At 58.8% G+C, this 20,018-nt stretch carries 11 protein-coding genes and 2 pseudogenes; 10 read left to right on the top strand and 3 right to left on the bottom strand.

Annotated features, from left to right (window positions below; genetic code table 11):
* Positions 1-275: 275 nt before the first annotated feature.
* The 3 genes and pseudogenes from pnp (at position 276) to JCM25143_RS08720 (ending at position 4,530) form a co-directional block, all read left to right on the top strand.
* Positions 276-2,426 (top strand): polyribonucleotide nucleotidyltransferase, encoded by a 2,151-nt coding sequence (gene pnp, locus JCM25143_RS08710; protein ID WP_025860822.1) that lies wholly within the window; start codon positions 276-278, stop codon positions 2,424-2,426.
* Positions 2,427-2,578: 152 nt separating this feature from the next.
* Positions 2,579-3,996: pseudogene (locus tag JCM25143_RS18150) on the top strand (NAD(P)H-dependent flavin oxidoreductase).
* 15 nt (positions 3,997-4,011) lie between these two features.
* The gene (locus tag JCM25143_RS08720; RefSeq protein WP_025860823.1) at positions 4,012-4,530 is read left to right on the top strand and encodes a hypothetical protein; all 519 of its coding nucleotides are present in this window, start codon (positions 4,012-4,014) and stop codon (positions 4,528-4,530) included.
* 10 nt (positions 4,531-4,540) lie between these two features.
* Here the strand turns inward: JCM25143_RS08720 and JCM25143_RS20825 are convergent, their stop codons facing one another.
* From JCM25143_RS20825 to JCM25143_RS20835, 3 genes are all read right to left on the bottom strand, one after another.
* A complete protein-coding gene (locus JCM25143_RS20825) occupies positions 4,541-5,791 on the bottom strand; it encodes an FUSC family protein (protein ID WP_234395138.1) in 1,251 nt (416 codons plus the stop codon).
* Positions 5,788-6,681 carry a hypothetical protein gene (locus JCM25143_RS20830; RefSeq protein WP_051543118.1) on the bottom strand — a complete coding sequence of 298 codons (894 nt, stop codon included), beginning with the start codon at positions 6,679-6,681 and terminating at the stop codon, positions 5,788-5,790. The genes JCM25143_RS20825 and JCM25143_RS20830 overlap by 4 nt, the downstream gene beginning before the upstream one ends.
* Before the next feature lie 593 nt (positions 6,682-7,274).
* Positions 7,275-7,982: an FkbM family methyltransferase gene (locus tag JCM25143_RS20835; RefSeq protein ID WP_159101621.1), complete on the bottom strand. Its 708-nt coding sequence runs from the start codon at positions 7,980-7,982 to the stop codon at positions 7,275-7,277.
* Positions 7,983-9,205: 1,223 nt separating this feature from the next.
* On the opposite strand from JCM25143_RS20835, the pseudogene JCM25143_RS20845 reads away from it, so the two are divergent.
* The 7 genes and pseudogenes from JCM25143_RS20845 (at position 9,206) to bcsA (ending at position 19,451) form a co-directional block, all read left to right on the top strand.
* A pseudogene (locus JCM25143_RS20845) lies at positions 9,206-11,307 on the top strand (cellulose biosynthesis cyclic di-GMP-binding regulatory protein BcsB).
* A gap of 108 nt (positions 11,308-11,415) precedes the next feature.
* Entirely contained in the window at positions 11,416-12,069 is a 654-nt protein-coding gene (locus JCM25143_RS08745; protein WP_025860829.1) for an SGNH/GDSL hydrolase family protein, read from the top strand.
* A 39-nt stretch (positions 12,070-12,108) separates the two neighbouring features.
* Positions 12,109-12,471 carry an acyltransferase family protein gene (locus JCM25143_RS24740; protein ID WP_267879933.1) on the top strand — a complete coding sequence of 121 codons (363 nt, stop codon included), beginning with the start codon at positions 12,109-12,111 and terminating at the stop codon, positions 12,469-12,471.
* Entirely contained in the window at positions 12,432-13,268 is an 837-nt protein-coding gene (locus JCM25143_RS18170; protein ID WP_267879934.1) for an acyltransferase family protein, read from the top strand. The genes JCM25143_RS24740 and JCM25143_RS18170 overlap by 40 nt, the downstream gene beginning before the upstream one ends.
* Positions 13,269-13,303: 35 nt before the next feature.
* Positions 13,304-14,404 carry a hypothetical protein gene (locus tag JCM25143_RS20850; protein ID WP_148300069.1) on the top strand — a complete coding sequence of 367 codons (1,101 nt, stop codon included), beginning with the start codon at positions 13,304-13,306 and terminating at the stop codon, positions 14,402-14,404.
* A gap of 88 nt (positions 14,405-14,492) precedes the next feature.
* Positions 14,493-17,231: a cellulose biosynthesis protein BcsC gene (locus tag JCM25143_RS18175; RefSeq protein WP_051543123.1), complete on the top strand. Its 2,739-nt coding sequence runs from the start codon at positions 14,493-14,495 to the stop codon at positions 17,229-17,231.
* Positions 17,232-17,354: 123 nt separating this feature from the next.
* Positions 17,355-19,451: a UDP-forming cellulose synthase catalytic subunit gene (gene bcsA, locus JCM25143_RS08760; protein WP_025860831.1), complete on the top strand. Its 2,097-nt coding sequence runs from the start codon at positions 17,355-17,357 to the stop codon at positions 19,449-19,451.
* The last annotated feature ends 567 nt before the right edge of the window (positions 19,452-20,018 follow it).

Genomic DNA, 20,018 nt, shown 5'->3' on the forward strand with positions numbered 1-20,018 from the left:
TATGGCGTATATGACCCGGGAGCACGCCGGGATGACCGGCCATAGGCCCCCGCTCCGAGCGGATGGACTGGTCAAGCGTGCGACAACCCCTTATGTTGGGCCAGCCACAGGTCAGGCGCGGATGCCACGCGCGCCGGTTCGGCCACGGCGTTTCCGACCACATGGCGTCTGGGCGGTGTTGCCGTCAGTCTCCATGCCGTCCGAGGCGCTGTCCGCCCGCCGGTTCCGTTCTGTCTGCCTTGGCGTTTTTTGTTTTTTATTGAGGCAGTAACAGAATGTTTAATTATTACCGTAAAGAAATCGAATGGGGCGGTCGCCCGCTGGTTCTCGAAACCGGCAAGATCGCCCGTCAGGCCGATGGCGCGGTGCTGGTTACCTATGGCGAAACCGTGGTGCTGTGTACCGCCGTGGGCGCGCGTACCGTCAAGCCCGGGCAGGATTTCTTTCCCCTGACCGTCAACTATCAAGAAAAAGCCTACGCTGCGGGCAAGATCCCCGGTGGCTTTTTCAAGCGTGAAGGCCGTCCTTCCGAGAACGAAACGCTGGTTTCGCGCCTGATCGACCGGCCCATCCGCCCGCTCTTCCCCGAAGGCTTCCGTAACGAAGTGCAGGTTATCGCCACGGTGCTGACCCACGATATGGAAAACAGCCCCGATATCGCCGCCCTGATCGGTTGCTCCGCAGCGCTGACGCTTTCGGGTATTCCGTTCTTTGGCCCGGTGGGCGCTGCACGCGTTGGCTTCAAGGATGGCGCGTTCATCCTCAACCCCACGCGCGAGCAGATGAAGGACGCCGAGCTGGATCTGGTTGTGGCTGGCACCGCCGAAGGCGTGCTGATGGTTGAGTCCGAAGCATCCGAACTGTCTGAAGACGTGATGCTCGACGCTGTGACCTTTGGCCACAATGCCTTCCAGCCCGTTCTGGACGCCATTATCTCTCTGGCTGAACACGCAGCTAAAGAGCCGTGGGCTCTGCCGGAAGAAAGCAAGGAAGAAGCCGCCCTGCGCAAGCAGGTGGACAAGCTGGGCCGCAAGCTCATTGCCGATGCTTACAAAGAAAAGCAGAAGCAGGTCCGCTACGAAAAGCTCGCAGCCGCTCGTGCCGCCATTGTCGAAAAGCTGGTCGCGGCGGAAGCCGATGCCGCAGCCGCCAAGCCCTTCATCAAGGACCTGGAAGCCGACGTGGTGCGCAACTCCGTGCTCAAGACCGGCAAGCGTATCGACGGGCGTGATCTGGTAACGGTGCGCCCCATCGTGCCGGAAGTGGGCGTGCTGCCCCGCGTGCATGGTTCCGCTCTGTTTACCCGTGGCGAAACGCAGGCGCTGGTTGTCACCACCCTCGGCACCGGTCAGGACGAGCAGGTGATTGACGCGCTTGAAGGCGAATACCGCACCAACTTCATGCTGCACTACAACTTCCCTCCCTACTCGGTTGGTGAGTGCGGGCGTATCGGTTCTCCCGGTCGTCGTGAAATCGGGCATGGCAAGCTGGCATGGCGCGCCATTCACCCGCTGATGCCCTCGCGTAAGGATTTCCCCTACACCGTGCGCGTGGTGTCCGAAATTACCGAAAGCAACGGCTCCTCCTCCATGGCGAGCGTGTGCGGTGGTTCGCTGGCGCTGATGGATGCGGGTGTTCCGCTCAAGCGCCCCGTGGCTGGTATTGCCATGGGCCTGATCAAGGAAGGCGAGAAGTTCGCCGTTCTGTCCGATATCCTTGGTGATGAAGATCATCTGGGCGATATGGACTTCAAGGTGGCTGGCACGGAATCCGGTGTGACCGCCCTGCAGATGGACATCAAGATCACTTCGATCACCCCCGAGATCATGAAGATCGCTCTGGGGCAGGCCCGTGAAGGCCGGATGCACATTCTGGGTGAAATGTCCCGCGCGCTGACGGAAACCCGTACGGATGTTTCCTCCACCGCGCCGCGTATCACCACCATGAAAGTGCCGCGCGAAAAAATCCGTGACGTCATTGGTTCTGGCGGCAAGGTCATTCGCGAAATCGTCGAATATTCCGGCGCCAAGGTGGATATCGGTGATGACGGTACGATCACCATCGCATCCACTGCGGAAGAGCAGACCAAGAAAGCCATGGACCGGATCAACGGCATTGTGGCCGAGCCGGAACTGGGCCGCATTTACGACGGTAAGGTTGTCAAGACGGCCGATTTCGGTGCGTTCGTGAACTTCCTTGGTGCGCGTGACGGTCTGGTGCACATCTCCGAGCTGGCTCAGGGTCGCGTTGGCCGCACCACCGATGTGGTGAAGGACGGCGATGCGGTTAAGGTTAAGGTCATCGGCTTCGATGATCGTGGCAAGGTCAAGCTGTCCATGCGCGTTGTGGATCAGGCGACCGGTGCCGATATTACCGAAACCGTGGGCGAAAAGCCCGCTCGCGCTCCCCGTCGGGACGCGGAGTAACATCCGGCCGGGCCGGAGCGGGCTTTAAGGCCCGTTCCGGTTCAGGATGTTTTTTCGGTATCAATAAAGCCGGGCCGTAATGGCCCACCCTTTTCGGGCGGGCAGGCTCGCCCGTACTGTTTGTGAGCAGTTGCAGGAACGATAGGACGATCATGAAGGCGATCAACACGCTGCGCATGGGAGGGGTGGATGTCCTGCCTCTGGTCGAGGGCGGCAAGGGGATTTCCGTTTCCAACGGGGCCTCGGCTGGCGCGTGGGCAGCGGCGGGCGGTGCAGGGACCGTGTCCATCGTTAATGCAGATAGTTATGACGAAAACGGCCAGCCCGTGCCGCAGATCTATAAAGGTCGCACCCGTCGCGAACGGCATGAAGAACTGGTGCAGTACGCCATTGCCGGTGGTATTGCCCAGACCCGTATCGCGCATGAGGTTTCAGGCGGTCGCGGGCGTATCCATGCCAATATCCTGTGGGAAATGGGCTCGGCTGAACGGGTGATTACCGGCGTGCTGGAAGGCACACAGGGCCTGATTCACGGCCTGACCTGTGGCGCGGGTATGCCTATAAGCTGGCCGATATCGCCATGCGTTTTGGCGTGCATTATTACCCCATCGTCAGTTCCGCCCGTGCGTTCAACGCGCTGTGGAAGCGCTCCTATAACAAGGCGGCGGATCTTCTGGGCGGCGTGGTGTATGAAGACCCGTGGCGCGCTGGCGGCCATAACGGTCTGTCCAATACGGAAGACCCGCTGAATCCTGAAGATCCCTACCCCCGTGTGCTGGCCCTGCGCCAGACCATGCGCGGTTTTGGCCTGCATGAAACACCCATTATCATGGCTGGTGGCGTGTGGTGGCTTGAGGAATGGCAAGACTGGATCGACAATCCTGAGCTGGGGCCGATTGTTTTCCAGTTCGGCACCCGTCCGCTGCTGACGCGTGAGAGCCCTATTCCGCAGGCGTGGAAAGAGCGGCTGATGACATTGAAAAAAGGCGATGTGCATCTGAACCGCTTCTCGCCTACGGGTTTTTATTCTTCGGCTGTCAATAACAGCTTTTTGCGTGACCTTCAGGCCCGTTCCGAGCGGCAGGTGGCGTTTTCAACCGAACCTCTGGGTGTCCTTACGGTGCCGTATGGTGTTGGTGCGCGTAAACGGCAGGTCTTTCTGGCGGCGGAAGATCTGGCCCATGTGCAGGAATGGGAAAGTCAGGGTTTTGTCGAGGCGATGCGTACGCCCGATTCAACGCTGATTTTCGTTACACCTGACAGTGCGCGTGAAATTCTGGCCGATCAGGCTGACTGCATGGGCTGCCTGTCCGAATGCCGTTTCTCTAACTGGAGCCAGCGCGCACCGGATTACAGCAACGGGCACAAGGCAGACCCACGTTCCTTCTGTATCCAGAAAACCCTGCAGGCGGCAGCGCATGCCAGCGGGCCGGATCAGGACAAGGTGCTGGATAACACGCTGATGTTTGGTGGCACCAACGCATGGCGCTTTGCGGCTGACCCGTTCTATTCAAACGGTTTTGTGCCGACTGTGGGCCAACTGGTCGAGCGGATTCTTACCGGCCGCTAAGCGGGAGTGCAGGCAATGACCCGCTGGCTGTGTTCATGGCTGGTCATTGTCTTTGCGCTGGGCGTGGGGTTTGCGTCACTAGCCGTTCAGCCTGCGCTGGCGCAGCCTGTCTTGCAGGGGCGAGGGAATCCGGCCCAGCAGACAGCGCTTTTTTACCAGTGGTATATTCCAACAGCTTTGCACGCCACCCGGCTTTGCGCAGGGGGTGCTGGTAGCTCCGTGGTGGATGATCCAGCACTGAAGCGCTTTGTCAGTGCGGAACTGGTGGCCGCTCTGCATGAGGCCGGGCGTGGTAACTGCGTGCAAAAACTCGATGAGAGTTCAGCCTATTTCCTGCATGCTGACAGTGCGGGTGCCGTGCGGCAGATGCCGTCCGAGGTCGCAACTGTGGTGCAGACAGCCAGCCGGGCGCTGGTGCGGGTGAGGCTCGGTGAAGCCCTGCTCTGTGTCAGGTTACGGCATGAGCGCGAGGGCTGGCGTCTTTTCCGGGTGGAGCCGCAAGGTGAGGCTGAGCGTACTGCCTGCGCGGAATAACGCCCTGTTTTCAGGTATTGTCCTGTATTTCCATCAATGCGGGTTGGCGAAGTGCCGTGAGCATGTCCTGTGGCAACAGGCTTTGCTGCTGCGCATAATGCCCGGCCAGATCAGCTAGAATGGCAGCACGAGGCTGTGGGGCCGTGTCCGGGCTGTCGGCTCCGGGCTGTTCTAGCCACCAGATGCTGGCGGCACCGGCAAGCTGGCGTAAAAGAAACAGGATTTCGCCGCAGGCTTTCACGTTTTCTGATTCATGCAGGCCTTCCAGCCGCTTTTGCTGGTAGAGAATTTCAGCCCGGCTGGATGCGGTGCCTGCCGTACGGCGGGCGGGCTCGAGTGTATGCCATGTCGCACGGGGCGGGCAGGCAGCGAGTGCCGCGTAATGCAGATTGGCCGTAAATGCGCTGCAAACCAGTTCGGCCAGTGGTGCAGGGCGTTTGCCCGGCCACAGGAATACACAGGCCACCAGCCCGACAAGGCTGCCAATAGTATTATTGGCCGCGCGCGACAGCGCGACATCCCATCCATGCGTGGTGCTGACAAGGTCCGTTACCAGCACGAAAAGCTGGGACATGAACATCACGCACAGCGCATAATTGACGCTGCGCAGAGCAATGGTTGCGGCCGCTAGCGGGAAAATCAGCAGCAGAATAGCGTATTGAGGCAGAAAAACCCCCATAAGTGCGGCAACAAACCCGCCCGCCATGCTGCCCGCTACGCGCTCGATGGCGCGGGGCAGGGTGGAGGTAACACTCGGCTGGGTTACCACCACAACAGCCATCATGGCCCAGTAGGCATAAGGCAGGTTCAGCGTCAGAGAAATGGCGTAGGCCGCCAGCACGGCTACGGCCAGCCGTGCGGCATGGCGGATGAACAGCATGTCCGGCCAGCGTGACGCGGGGCGTGTGGGAGGGGCTGCTTCACGCCTAGTGTCTGTTTGGGGGCGGGCAGGCGGGGCCGCCGCGTGTTGCGTGGTGGTGTGCTGGCCTCTCTCCGCCGCAACGTGTCCGGGGGCCGAGGCGGGTTGTGACGTGAGGGATTCGGTTTCGTCTGATTGGGGAGTGTCTACCGTGTTCCATGCGGCCTGAAGTGCCTGCAAGGCATCAGCACAGAATATGGCGGCACGGATGTGGATGTCATCCTCACCCATACTGGCGCGGCGGAGCAGGGCAATGTCGCGCGCCAGCCTGTCTGCCCGGGGCGGGTTGGCGGGAATTTCGCGTGCAACGCGCTGGAGGGTCAGGGTGAGCAGGCGGATCACGCGGCGGGCCGCTTGCGTGGGCGCGTGTGAAAAGGCGGCATGTTCCAGCGCCATGACGGCGGCAAAAAGACGGTCGGCGGTTTCGGTGGCGGCGGAAAGGGTAATGCGGGGCTGGGCATTGGCAGGGAGCAGGGCCAGAGCGCGCGTGCCTGTTCGATACGGGTGCGGATATCGCGCCGGTATGCGCTGATAATATGGTGTGCGCCCGAAGCCGGGGGCCGGGCCTGTACCATGGCTGCGCGGGGCAGCCTGCCTGCCATATGGGCCAGTTCGCGAAAAATAGCGGCACAGGCCTGTTTTTGAGGGGCGAAAGGATCAACCGGCCAAGCCAGAATACAGATCAGCATCGCCCAGGCTGCACCGGCGGCAAACAGGCCCGCAAGTTGCATGGCCCCCATGGGCGATTGCGGATAACAGACCGCTACAACGGCAACAATTGCCGCCAGAACGCTGATTTGCGTGGCAATGGCGCCACCCATGCGTGAAAGGCCGCACAGGGCAATACACAGGCCCAGCGCTACAAAACCCGGCACCAGCCCCCATCCTGCGGCTGCGGAAATAAGCCCTGTTATGAGCATGCCGGACAGGCTGAAGCGTAAAAGAGCATGTATGCGCTGGCGGAGTGGCCCGCCGGGGTCCACCAGACAGGTCCAGAATGCGGCAAACGCCGCCCATGCCATCATGGGGGCCTCAAGCCGCCAGGCCAGCAGCATGACAGACCCGACCGCAACCCCCGCGCGCATGCCTTCACGGATGGCGATCTGCTCTGGGGCTACCGCAATGGCCCGCGCGCCCAGCCAGTGTAGCAGGGCGGTTGGCAGCAGATTGGCTGGCAGGAACGTCAGCAACCGTCGGCTCAGGCGGAGCAGGGAGCGTGGGGGGCTTTTCATGGGCTCGGCAGGTGTTGGTGGTCGTGATGAAATAAGGCAGGCCCGATGGAAAAAGGCCGTAGCGGGCCGGTGCGGTGCCAGTCGCTTGTTATAGCATAAAATAAAGTCTGCGTGTGCGGGTATGAGGGTGGGAGGCAGCTTTGATCAGATGCGTAAAATAAGCTGTGGTTAGAGGGCTTGCCCTGTCTGGGGCTTTGCTGTAAGAGGGGCCGCATTGGTGAGAGCCGGTAGCTCAGTCGGTAGAGCATTCGACTTTCAATGGGAGCCCAGTCGGGAAACCGGCTGTGGAACAGGCCTTAAATTCGGTGAACGCTCTGGTCATACCCCTTGGGTTGGCCGTGCCAATACCGAGCGAAGCCATCGCAAGATGGAACGTGTAGAGACTTGACAGGGTCCACCTAAAGGCTTCGGCCCATGGTGAAGGTAAAGTCCAGACCACGAACCTACGGGGCGGCGAAAGCCGAAGTGGTACGTAATCGAATGGTCGAGGGTTCGAGTCCCTCCCGGCTCACCAATTTTTCCTTACAGAACTAGAGAGCGCACAGCAGCAGCGGTGTTCCCTCCCATTTCGGGGTGGGTTTACGGCGTTACGTCTAACGCAGGACTTTAATGCCGGGTACTGCGGGGTTGCGGACGGCAGCAAAATCGGCGGTGGGGTAATAGCCCGCCCGGCCATTCTGGCGCTCTGCATCACACAGCGCCCAGGTGAACGCGTTTTTCCAGATTCGGAAAATTTTAAATCCGGCATCGTGCAGCGGTTTTCTGACGTCTTCGGCCATGGTGGTTTGGGTATGGTGTTCAAACACCACCGCACGCAGGGCCGGGTTGGACAGAACGCTTTGCAGCCCCTGCAAAACCTGTGCCTCATGCCCTTCGACATCGATTTTGATCACAGTCGGGGCCGGGGCCATATCCAGCAGGGTGTCGCCGGAAACGGTGGTGATTTCATCACCATCGATGCTGATGAACGAACCGCCGGAATTATCGGAAACACGCTGCATTCTGGCTATGCCAGAGCGGTCGCTTACGGCGCAGTTGAGGCAGAGGGCCCGGTTGGCGCTGATTCTGCGCAGATTCTGTTCCAGAATTGCAAAGATGTCGGGCAGGGGTTCGATTGCCAGAACATGCGCATTAGGCAGCAGGTTCAGGAACTCTATCGACATATAGCCGATATTGGCGCCGATATCCCATAAAACCGGGCTATTGCCCGCGAAAAGGCGCAGGCATTCAAAAACGGGTCGGTCAAATGTCCCCAAAAAAAAGACATGACGGCCCACATGGTCGTTGGGTAATACCTCCATGCGCGCGCCATAAAAGGTTGGGACATGGAGCGTTTTTTCTCGGAATTTTACGTTTCTGAGAAAAGTTTTATCAATGATTTTGCCTTTCCCATTTTGCAGGGGAATGAGCTTCAATAAAAAGCGTGTAAAATTGAGGATTCCATATGGTAAAAAATAACGTTTATCCGCTCCCATAACTAAAATCCTTCGCCTTGCTATGGGTCAATTAATATTGACCGATCGATATTGGCAAGGGGTTACTTATGAAGTGCGGGGTTGGGGCTGAATTTAAAATTCTTTCTGCGTCCAATGTGGCAATGGCGCATAAAAGTTTTTAGAAAGGCTTAAAAGGTTAATGATTTGTTTATTAAATCATTTTAATTTGATGTCACTATACTCTGCCCGCAATATCATTTCGGATTGTTATAAATGTGGAATTTCTGCCCCATTTTTTTGTGACGTGAGCTGTAATGCTGGTTTTGGCGAAATCGAGAGATCATCATGCCTCGTCACGCTACTTCCAATCTAAGATTTTCTGAGTAACGCCGCCCGATTTCAGTCGGGCGTTTGTGTGTCAAATTCTAAGGGAAAAACCGTTCGTGCTTAAAGCAGGTTCCCGCATGTTCTGGCTTGCCGGTGTCTATGGCGCGGCAAGTTCGCTGGCTTTGTCTGGTGCGGCTCTCGCCCAGAATGTTTCCTCTCAGGAATCCGCGCCGTACGAAGTGCCAGAGCGGGCGAGCGCCCCTCTTTCCCCGTCCGATGTGTCTGTCAATGCGCGCAGTCAGGCGCCCGTGGCCGCACCTGTAGCCGGTACGTCTGTTCAGGGTACTTTTGCGCCCCCTCCTGCTGCGCCGGTAGCTCCTACCGTAACACCCGTGTACCCAGCCGGGCCTGCCGCCGCCCCTGTGGCTGGTGCGTATCCTGCGGCTCCGGCTGGCGGGCAGCCGTCTTCTGATCTGCCGCCGCCCAGTATTCCCGCTTCTGAAACCATGCAGGCCCCTGTTGCGCCTCCCATGCCGCAGCAGCCGGTGCCGGGTGGGCAGCCTTTTTATACACAGGCACCGGGTGTTCCGGCACAGGCGGCTCCGCCGCCAGCTTATGCGGTGCCGGGCGCGCCCGCTGGCTATGCGCCGCCTGCGGGGTATGCCGCAGCGCCTCAGCCTGCCATGGCCGCCCCGATGGGGGTAACCCAGCCTGAAACTACGCGCACTTTCACCCTGCGCTCACTCGGGCTGACAGCCCCCATGACCCTGCGCGGTTTCTCGCCGTTGCAGGGGCTTGATATTCCCATTCCGGCCGATGAAGTCGTAACCCGTGCTCAGATCGTGCTTGATGGAGCTATGTCGCCCTCGCTGCTGCCTGAGGCCAGCAGCCTGACGGTGACACTCAACGAGCAGTATGTCGGCACGGTCAAGGTTGATCCGCAGAACGCGCATTTCGGTCCGCTGGTATTCGATATCGACCCGATCTTTTTCACGCGGCTCAATCACCTGAACTTCCAGTTCGCGGGGGAATACCGGCGCGACTGTAACGACCTGCATAACGGTGTGCTGTGGGCGCGTGTTTCTGATCTTTCAAAGGTCATTATTACCACCATCAAGCTGCCGCCGGTTCGTAAACTTTCGCACCTGCCTGCACCGTTTTTTGACCCGAACATGCGCGATGTCCTGCGCGTGCCGTTTGTTTTTCCGCATTACAGCGGCCAGAATAGCCTGAAGGCCGCGGGTATTGTCGCCTCGTGGCTGGGTAAGCTGGCTGATTTCCGGGGTACGTCTTTCCCTGCTCCATCGCTTTCCCGGCAACGGGCAATGCGGTGGAAATTGGCGAGAATATTCCCATCGACAGCAACGGCAGTCCGCCGTTTGGCCCGACCCTGTTTGAAATGCCCAACCCCAACGACCGTTGGGGCACCATTCTGGTGGTGACGGGTCGCACCCCGCAGGATGTTGAAGTTGCCGCGCGCGTTCTGGCGTTTTCGTCTGACACGCTGGGCGATGTGCCTGCTCGTGTGGTGGGGGATATCGCGCTCGATCCGCGCAAGCCCTACGATGCACCAGCTTTTGTGCCGACGGATCGTGTTGTGCGGTTTGGCGATCTGTTCTCCACATCGGAATTGCAGCATCAGGGCGGCGTGCCGCTGAGCATCGACCTGCCGTTCCGCCTGCCGCCCGATATGTTTACATGGCGGCAGCACGCTTTTCCGATGAAGCTGCAGGTCAGAACCCCGGCGGCTGTTGCGTTTGAGCGCGAGGGAGCCCGGCTCGATCTGCTGCTGAACAGCAATTATGTGCAGAGCTTTTCGCTGGCCAACAATCTGATGTGGCAGAAGGCCGAAGCCTATCTGGCCGGTGGGCAGAACAGCGCGCTGGCGTTTGATGGCTCGCTGCCGCCTTGGTTGTTGTTTGGCGGGCGTAATCAGCTCTCCTTCAACTTCAATGTGCTGCCGATCGACCGCGGGGCCTGCCGGCGTGTGAACGATCTGTTCATTGCCGAGGTGGATGCTAACTCCACGCTGGATTTCCGCAATAGCTACCATTTCGCAACCCTGCCCAATCTGGCGTATTTTGCCGGGGCTGCGTTTCCGTTCTCTAGGCTGGCGGATTACTCCCAGACAGCCATCGTGCTGCCCGCCCAGCCTGATCTGGCTGTTACCGGCGCGTATCTTGATCTGATGGGTTTCTTTGGTTCCGCCACGCAGTATCCGGTTGTGGGGATCGACCTTGCCTCCACCGCCAATCTGGCGGGCCTGTCGCAGTCAAAGGATATCGTGGTTCTGTCCACGGTTGACCAGCTTGGCGCTGCCAAGGGGCTGCTGGCACGCACGGCGTATGACATCAACGGGCAGACGATCCGTCTGGGTCAGAAAACCCTGCTCGATGGCTTTTGGTATCTGTTCCAAGACAAGGATGACGGCGGACAGCACAACAAGGCCGAACCGGTGCTTAATGCGCCTATCGCCAATGCTTCTCTGCTGATCGGGGGGGAATCTCCCTATGCGGCGCACCGGTCTGTGGTGGCTATTCTGGGTGATCATCCGGTGCAGTTGCAGCAGATGGTGGCCAGCCTGCGTGACCGTGAATCCATTCCCGCCGTGCAGGGTGATCTGGTTATTAAAAATGGCACCAGCATCACCAACTATCGGAATGCCCATCGCTATACGCTCGGCACGCTGCCGCAGTGGATCCGTATAGAAATGGCGATTGAAAAATACATCCCGATCCTTGTTGTTGCCGGGCTTTTGGGTACGGCATTGTTGGTGATCGGCACGGCCCGGTGGCTGAGAAACCGCGCACGGCGTCGGCTGCAGCGGAACCTGCCGGAAGAGGATAAGCCACTCGATAACTGAGCGGCCATCCTCTGTGATTTTCCACGCTGTCGCCAGCAGGGGGCGCGTGGGAAAGGAAATTTTCAAAACGACTGATTTGGTCAAAAGACAGGTTACAAGGACAGGATTATGAGCGCGCTACTGGCTGGACTGACATTGCTGATTATTGGAGACAGCCACGTTACCTTTAAGGATTCTCTGCTTTCCATCCTGCCGGAGGCCTATGAGCAGGCGGGTGCCAAGGTTGTAACCTATGGCGTGTGTTCTTCCACGGCGGCGGACTGGGTTGTGCCCAACAGCAATAATGGCTGTGGTGCGTATCAGCGGGTGGGAACGGCTCCGGTAGGGGCTGCGAACATGACCCCTACATCGCCCCCGCCCATTACATCGCTGATTGCGCAGTGGCACCCGGATGTGGTGCTGGTGGTTCTGGGTGACACCATGGCCGCTTACGGGCAGAAGGCAATTTCCACCAATTGGGCAGATGAGCAGGTCAAGACCCTGACCATGACCCTTGGTAACACGGCCTGTATCTGGATTGGCCCGACCTGGGGCGAATACAGCCCCCGTTACGGCAAGACCGACAAACGCGCGCAGGAAATGGCAACATTTCTTAAAAGTGAAGTTGCTCCCTGCACCTATATAGATGGCACGCAGCTTATGCAGCCGGGTAGCCCCAAAACTATTGATGGCGTGCACCTGACGGGCGAAAGCTACAAGGTCTGGGGTGCTGGCATTGTGCAGCAGACCATGCCGGTTCTGGAAAAGCTTCGTAAGCAGTAAAACTGTTTTTCTTCAACATGGCTGCATGGCCAGTGAAATATGGTGATCAAGGTTATGCAGCCTCTGGCGGCGCCACAGACATGGAAGAACAGCTTGAACGCTGTGTTTTTCCCGGCAGGCAGGCGCCGTGATATTGACGGCCTGCGTGGGCTGGCTGTTCTGCTTGTCATGTTTTTTCATGCGGGCTGGATCAGCGGTGGGTTTATCGGGGTCGATATCTTTATCGTCATTTCCGGGTATTTCATGGGCCGTTCGGCTTTCATGCAGCATCCGTTCAGGCCTGAGCGTTTTGTCCTGCGCCGCCTTTACCGGCTTGTGCCTGCGCTGCTGGTCATGGTCTCTGCGGTTTCAGCCGGTATGCTGTGGTGGGTGCTCCAGAGCGACCGCTCGGATATTGCCTGAACGGGGCTTATGCGCTGGTCTATCTTTCCAATATCTGGGCCAGCCATCATGTGGGGTATTTTGAGGGGCAGAGCATTGCCTATCCCTTTTTGCACACATGGTCGCTGTCTCTGGAAATGCAGTTCTACTGCGTTATTTTTCTGATTGCGCTGCTGCTGCCGCGCCTGCGGGACCGGCGTTTTCTGCTTTATATCATGCTTGCGGCTTCTTTCGCGTGCAGTGCCTATGCTTTCCATATTGGCAATCAGGCTGCGTATTACAGTATTCTTGCGCGGCTATGGGAGTTCTCGCTCGGCACGGTTATCTGGGTGCTGCCGGGGTTGCCGCAGTCGCGTCTGTTCTCGACCCTGACTTACGCTGTTTCCATTCTGGCTTTGCTGCTCTGCGCCGTTTTTTATGATCTGGCCAATGCCTGCCCCTCACTTATGGCGCTGGTGCCGTGTGTGGCCACCATGCTCATTATCATGCAGCCGCAGGCCGTGAGCCGCCGCCTTGTCGAACCTCTTTCACCTGTCGGGGTTATTTCCTATTCGCTGTATCTGTGGCACTGGCCTGCCATTGTTCTCGCGGCTTATCTGCTGCCGTTCCCGGCGGATAGCCTGACCATGGCGCTGGTGCTGGGTGGTGCAACGGCTGTGTCGGTGCTGAGCTATGCCGGTGTGGAACGCCCTTTGCTTGCTTTTGAAAACCGTGCGACCCCCGATGCAGCGCGACGCGGTGTTATCATTCTGATTGCGTTGTGTGCTATGGTGGCCATGGCGCTGGCGGGTGTTTCCGCCGTCTCGCGTGTGCATTGACATAGCCAATGGTAAAGACCGTGCCCGGCCTCATCATGGAACGCTCCCGCCTGATAGTTTTCAAAGCTGCGCCGCAGGCTGTGGTGCTGCGTGCAGGCCGACATCTGGCGTGGCTAGGGGCTGTTGGCACGTTGTGGGGTGGCACGCTTTCCTCCGCTCTGGCGCAGGGCGTGGTGAGCGACCCTGCCAGTCTGGCAGCCACAACGGCCCTGTCGCCCGCGCAGGGTGCGCCTGTGGTTATGGCGCTTCAGTCCGCCAATGGTCTGAATGCACAGGATAGCGCGCTGCTGGACCGCCTGATTTCCGAGACGGAATACTGGCTCGCGCAGCACCAGTTCAAACATGCGCAGGATACGGTCAACCGTGCGCTGGACATAGCGCCGCAGAATGCACAAGCTCTGCTCCTGCTCGGTAGCGCGCAAAAAGGGCTGGGGGATCTGGCGGGGGCGGAGAATACGCTTGCCCGCATGGAAAGCACCGGCGCATCGCAGGATATGCGGGCCGCCTTGCGGGATGTGATTGCAGCAAACCCTGTTGATCCCGAGCGTCTTGCACAGGCGCGTGCGCTGGCGGCGGCGGGTAAAATGCTGCAGGCCGCCATGGCGTATAAAGCGCTGTTCGGCAACGGGCCGCCCCCGCAGGATCTGGCGCTGGAATATTACACGGTTCTGGGCTCGACCATTCTTGGTTATCAGGAAGCCGTGGCCCGCCTGCAGGAATGGCTGAAGCGCAACCCGGCTGATCTGGATGCGCAGCTTCTTTATTACCGTATCCTGACCTATCGTGAGGCCTCGCGCCTGCTTGGGCTCGATGGAGTCAAGAAACTGGCGCAGGCCGATGTTTCGCCGCGCATTCGCCGTCAGGCTTATGATGCGTGGCGGCAGGCGCTGCTATGGACCGCCATTCGTGGTTCGTCCGTGCCGTTATATTACGAGTGGCTGACCCAGCACCCCAACGATGCCGAAATTGCCGACAGGCTGGCAAAGGCGCGTGAGGAGCAGAAGCGGATCGATGCTGATACGGCCAGAATTGACGGCTACAGCCACCTGAACGCAGGGCGTGTGGATGAAGCGAGAAGGGCTTTGAGCAGGCACTGGCCTATAATGCCAAGGATGCGGCGGCCCTCGGCGGTGTAGGGCTGGTGGCGGAGCGCCAGCATGACTGGCAGCGGGCCGAGCAGAATTTCAGGCTCGCCATGGAGGCAGACCCCGCAACGGCGGCGCAGTGGAACGAGGCTCTGGCCGGTGTGCGGAAAAGCATGGCAGGCAGCAGCCCCCTACCTGCCAGATTGCCCGCGAACTCGCTGCCCGCCGGTATGATGATGCCCGGCGTGACATTGCCCGTCTGGCGCAGATACCGGGGCAGCAGACCATAGCCCTCCTGTTCCGTGCCCAGCTTGAAATGAAGCTGGGCCACCGGACCGAGGCGGAAGAGGCGTATCGGGGCGTTGTCTCGCGCATGCCGCATAATTCCGGTGCCGTGGCCATGCTGGTGACCATGCTGTTGCAGGATGGCCGTGTCGATGAGGCGGAAAGCCTCATTCAGGAAAATGGCTATACCCGCTCGGCCCTTGCGGCACGGGTGCATAGCGCGCGGCTGGTTCAGCAGGCCGGGCAGACAACGGATGATGACGAGCGTGTATCCCTGCTGAACGAGGCTGTGGAGACCACGCCCAGCGACCCGTGGGTGCGGCTGAAACTGGCGCAGGCCCTTGCCGCGACTCATCATGCCGATCAGGGGCAGGCTGTCATGGCCGCCCTGACCGACCAGCCCCACCCCTCGCAGGAAGCCCTGACCGCAGCGGCCCTGTACGCGGATGGGCAGAATGATTTTGCCACGTCCGAAGCCCTGATCCGGCGGATGCCCCCTGCGGCGCTAACCCCGGACCTGCACCGGGTGATGGATCGCGCGCAGGCTGAAGCTGATATCAGCGCTGCCGAACATCTTGGCCCATCCGCCGTAAACGGGTTGCGGGCGTTGGCGGACAGGCCCGACCCTTCAGGCCAGAGAGCGCTGCTGGTGGCCAGTGCGCTGCTCAAGCATGATGAGGCGCAGGCCGCCTATGATGTGCTGAAAAAGGGAGAGGCGCAGAGCAGTGCGGTGTCACCCTCACAAAGGCTGAGCTATGCGGGACTTTACCTGCATATTATGGCTTTGTCTGATTCCACGGGGCTTCAGAAACAGGCGCGGCAGGATGTGCTGGCCAACCTGAACGCTTATGATGCAGCGGCGCAGGAGCCGGGGCAGCAACCCACCGAGCATGAAGCCGAGACCAGAAATCAGGTGGAAGACGGGCTGATGGCCATTCAGGCCGATGCACTCGTCAAGAATGGCTGGCCTGATGATGCGCAGCGGAGCCTGCAACCCTATACGGCAACCCATCCCGACGCCATACAGTCGCGGCTGGCTCTGGCGCGTGTGTATGAAGCCAGAAACATGCACGCACAGGCTCTGGCTGAAGATATGGACGTGCTCAAAAGCAGGCCGGACGATACCCGTGTGCTGCGCGCCTCCGTGCATGCAGCGACCATGGCGGATGATGCCGCAACCGCCGCGAGCCTGACGCAGAAACTCCAGACCATTGCGCCTGAAGACCGTGATACATGGTCTGCCGTGGCTGAAAACGCGCAGGCACATGACGATACGCGCAGCCAGCTTGCCGCCATGGAGCATGTCCAGAGCATCGAATGCGAAAGCGATAGTGGCGATGCCTGCGACCGGCACGATGTGCTCAAGCCTGACTATCGCTGGCCGCTTATCGAATCAGGTTATCAGGACCTGCGGGGCGATACCCTGCCAGCCGCCTATCACGAGCTGCCTGCCGATACGGCAACCGAGGCCAATAACCGCTCCATCGTGTATCTGCATGACTCGCTCTCTCCCCAGCTTGATGGCAATCTTTACGTGCGTAACCGTACGGGCGAGGATGGTCTGGGCCAGTTGACCGAACTGGCCGTGCCGATCACAGGTACCCTGCCGTTTGAATCGTGGAACCACAGGGTTTCGTTTTCTATCGCCCCTACCTTTCTGTTCACGGGCAACCCGCAGTCCAATACGACCAACAACCACCAGTTTGGCCAGTGCGCCACGGTGGGGAGCTCGGGTCTTTGCGGTGGGGCAGGGCGGCATTATTACGCGCAGGGTGTCGGGCTGAACATCAATTACGTCAATCACTGGTTCAGCGCGGATATTGGCTCTTCTCCGCTGGGTTTCCCCATTGCCAACATACTGGGTGATATCGAGTTCGCTCCGCATCTGACACGTGATCTGGTGCTGCGCATGAGCGGTGGACGCCAGATGGTGACCAATAGCGAACTGTCCTATGCGGGGATGAAAGACCCGGTTTCAGGGCGGACATGGGGTGCCGTTACCCGCGAATATGGTCAGGCCATGTTTGAATGGGCGCGCCAGCAGTGGAGCCTGTATGCCGGCGCCGGTTTTGCCTATCTTGATGGCACGCATGTCGTTTCCAATACGGAAGTGGATGCTCATGCCGGCGGCATTGCCACGATCTGGAATGATCAGGAACGCCAGCGTGTCCGCACCGGGCTTAATTTTTCCTATTACGGCTACCGGCGTAACAGCGATCTGTTTACCTGGGGGCAGGGTGGGTATTTCTCGCCGCAGGAATACTACGCCATTATGCTTCCGCTGGAGTGGTCGGGCCACCGCGATATGTGGACATGGCTGCTACGGGGTGAGGGTGGCTTCCAGCATTACCGTAGCAACGGTTCCGATTATTTCCCGCTCAATGACGGGTTGCAGCAGAGTGCGGTTACACCCTCGACGGAAGGCCGTCAGTCGGCCAGCGGTGTTGCGGGTAATGTCATGGGCAAGGTCGTGTATCAGGCAACGCCCGCCCTGCGGCTGGGCATGCAGGTTGGCTACAGCCGGGCTGGCAACTGGTCAGAGCTGACGGCCTTTCTCATGGCGCATTACACGTTTGACAGCTTTGACTACTAAAGGGCTGGCTGGCCCGGATAGGGGGGCTGGCCGCCAGTGCGGTGCGTGTGCCTGTCCGGCATGGGCTGGACACACGGTGTTTTTTCTTTACTGCGGCTTGGCCAGATCAGGTAATTTTGTCTCATGATATCCTCTTCGGAAAGAATAAGCAGAGTTACGCCGTATATCCTGATGCTGCTGGGCTTTCTGCTCGTGCTCACCGCGAGTCAGGCTATTATTTCTCCTGTGGCGCAGATTTATCTGAGCATCATTATTCTGCTGTGTACGCTGGCCATTCGCAAACGGCCCGGCCATGTCGCGCGGCTGCTGATGATAGGCCTGTCCACGTTCATATCGCTGCGTTACATTTTCTGGCGTCTGTTCCAGACCCTTGAGTTTGAAAACTGGTTTCAGACAACCCTGATGCTCACCCTGCTGTTTGCAGAGGTTTATTCATGGATCATCCTGTTTCTAGGCTACATGCAGCTTGCATGGCCTCTTAACAGGAAGGAATGCCCGCTTCCGGCAGATCAAAGCCTGTGGCCTAGCATCGATGTTTTTATTCCGACCTATAATGAAGACCTGTCCGTTGTCAGGAATACCGTTCTGGCCGCCGTGGCTATGGACTGGCCAGCCGGCAAGCTGCATGTCCACCTGCTTGATGACGGGCGCAGGCCCGAATTCCGTACCTTTGCTGGTGAGGTCGGGGTCAATTACATTATCCGTGCCAACAACCAGCATGCCAAGGCTGGCAATCTCAACCACGCGCTTGAGCATACGAATAGCGAGCTGATTGCCGTTTTTGACTGCGACCATATTCCGGTCAAAAGCTTCCTGACCCGCACTGTCGGGTGGATGGTGCAGAACAGGAATATCTCCCTTATTCAGACACCGCAGCATTTCTATTCTCTCGACCCGTTCCAGAGAAACCTCGATATATCCGAGCATATTCCGCCCGAAAGCAATCTGTTTTACGGCCTTGTGCAGCCGGGGAACGATTTTTGGAATGCAACGCTGTTCTGCGGCTCCTGTGCGGTGCTGCGTCGCTCGGCTCTGGCCAGTATCGATGGCTTTGCCATTGAAACGGTTACGGAAGATGCCCACACATCGCTAAAAATGCAGCGCAAGGGGTGGGAGTCCGCTTACCTGCGCGAGACTTTGGCGGGTGGCCTCGCGACTGAAAGTTTGGCGCTGCATGTTGGCCAGCGTATTCGCTGGGCGCGTGGCATGGTGCAGATTTTCCGTACCGATAATCCTTTGCTGGGGCGTGGCCTCAGCCTCGGGCAGCGCTTTTGCTATCTGTCGGCCATGCTGCATTTTTTCTTTCCCATTCCGCGCATTATTTTTCTTCTTGCCCCTATGGCCTTCCTGTTCCTCGGGCAGAATATCATTTACGCCACACCGCTGGCGGTCATGACTTATGTTATCCCGCATCTGCTGCAATCAGTGCTGACACAGTCGCGCATGCAGGGGCGGTGGCGTTATTCGACATGGAACTATGTTTACGAAACCGCCATTGCCACCTTTCTGGCACCGGTTGTGGTGGTGGCGTTTTTCGCACCCCAGCGCGGCACGTTTAATGTCACGGCAAAAGGTGGCCTGATTACAAAGGATTATCTTGATACCCGTATGGTCAGGCCCAATGTCATTATGGGCTGCCTGCTGATTGTCGCAACAATTGTTGGCGTATACGGCATGATTGAAAGCCGGGCCAACCACACCCTGTTTCAGACCTATGGCATGAACCTGCTCTGGATCACGGGTAATCTGCTGATCGTTCTGGCGGCTATTACTGTTGGGTATGAGCGCAAGCAGGTGCGTCGGGCGCCGCGTATTTCTGCACAGCTTGATATTGTCCTGCGTGATTCCGTGGGGCAGCAGCGTTATCCCGCACAGACACAGGACCTCTCAAAGGGTGGCCTGTCGGTCAAGATGCTTGGCCCCCTGCCAGCGGATATGCAGACGGTGGAGGTCGAATATATCAACACGCGCGACAAGATTACCGTGCGTGTCCCGGCCCGGATTATCAACCAGCGTGATGGGTTGGTCAGGCTTGAATGGATGAGCCGGAATACGCAGGATGAAACGGCGATTATCGAAATGATTTTCGGCCGCAGCGATGCCTGGTCTCACTGGAGCAACTACTCCAACGATAAACCTTTCCATAGCCTGACGCTGCTGACACGCAGTGTCGCCAATCTACTGATGCTCATCATCCTGCGGCGTAACCCCCAGACCTGAGCGCAGGCGGCCAGCCCTTCACGCACATGATGCGTGTCGGGTAGGGCTGGCACCGCCGCCACGTTTTGCGGGTGCATTCTGCGGCCTGCCTGTTTCCTACAGAAAAACCATAAAATATCCCGACCTGACCGGGCACTCTGGTTGCGGGTTGCCGCAGCTTGTCTGGGGTATGCTGCGCATATGCGATAGAAATCTGTTATATTAAAAATTATCGCTTGTTAATTTACGCGTTGAATATACAGTGCGTGATACGAAAACGACTAAAACAACATTATAAAATAGTGTAATTAAGAAGGCTCCGGGCTCGCTGTCCAGTCAGGTTACGCGAGTGCAGGCCTTCGCAAACGGTGTGAAAGGGAGAGCGCAGAACATGGGGTTTCAGCCGGGGCAGGCCGCGCCATGAGCGCTTTTCACACTGCGGTGGATGAGCGTAAGGGGCAGCATGCAACACCGGGCGGGCGCGTGGTGCGCGGGCTGCGTCCGGGTATTGTCCTGCTGCTGATTGCGGCTGTTTTTGTCGGTCTGCTGCATATTTTTGCGGTTATGGGGCTGATGTACGGCATGAGG

Origin of the sequence: Acetobacter papayae JCM 25143, from assembly GCF_000613285.1 — a bacterium.
Lineage (GTDB): Bacteria > Pseudomonadota > Alphaproteobacteria > Acetobacterales > Acetobacteraceae > Acetobacter > Acetobacter papayae.

Excerpts from the sequence above, each read along its gene's own strand:
- pnp (WP_025860822.1), top strand. The coding sequence starts at position 276 with ATGTTTAATTATTACCGTAAAGAAATCGAATGGGGCGGTCGCCCGCTG.
- JCM25143_RS08720 (WP_025860823.1), top strand. The coding sequence starts at position 4,012 with ATGACCCGCTGGCTGTGTTCATGGCTGGTCATTGTCTTTGCGCTGGGC.
- JCM25143_RS20830 (WP_051543118.1), bottom strand. The coding sequence starts at position 6,681 with ATGAAAAGCCCCCCACGCTCCCTGCTCCGCCTGAGCCGACGGTTGCTG.
- JCM25143_RS20835 (WP_159101621.1), bottom strand. The coding sequence starts at position 7,982 with ATGGAGGTATTACCCAACGACCATGTGGGCCGTCATGTCTTTTTTTTG.
- JCM25143_RS08745 (WP_025860829.1), top strand. The coding sequence starts at position 11,416 with ATGAGCGCGCTACTGGCTGGACTGACATTGCTGATTATTGGAGACAGC.
- JCM25143_RS24740 (WP_267879933.1), top strand. The coding sequence starts at position 12,109 with ATGGTGATCAAGGTTATGCAGCCTCTGGCGGCGCCACAGACATGGAAG.
- JCM25143_RS20850 (WP_148300069.1), top strand. The coding sequence starts at position 13,304 with ATGGAACGCTCCCGCCTGATAGTTTTCAAAGCTGCGCCGCAGGCTGTG.
- bcsA (WP_025860831.1), top strand. The coding sequence starts at position 17,355 with ATGATATCCTCTTCGGAAAGAATAAGCAGAGTTACGCCGTATATCCTG.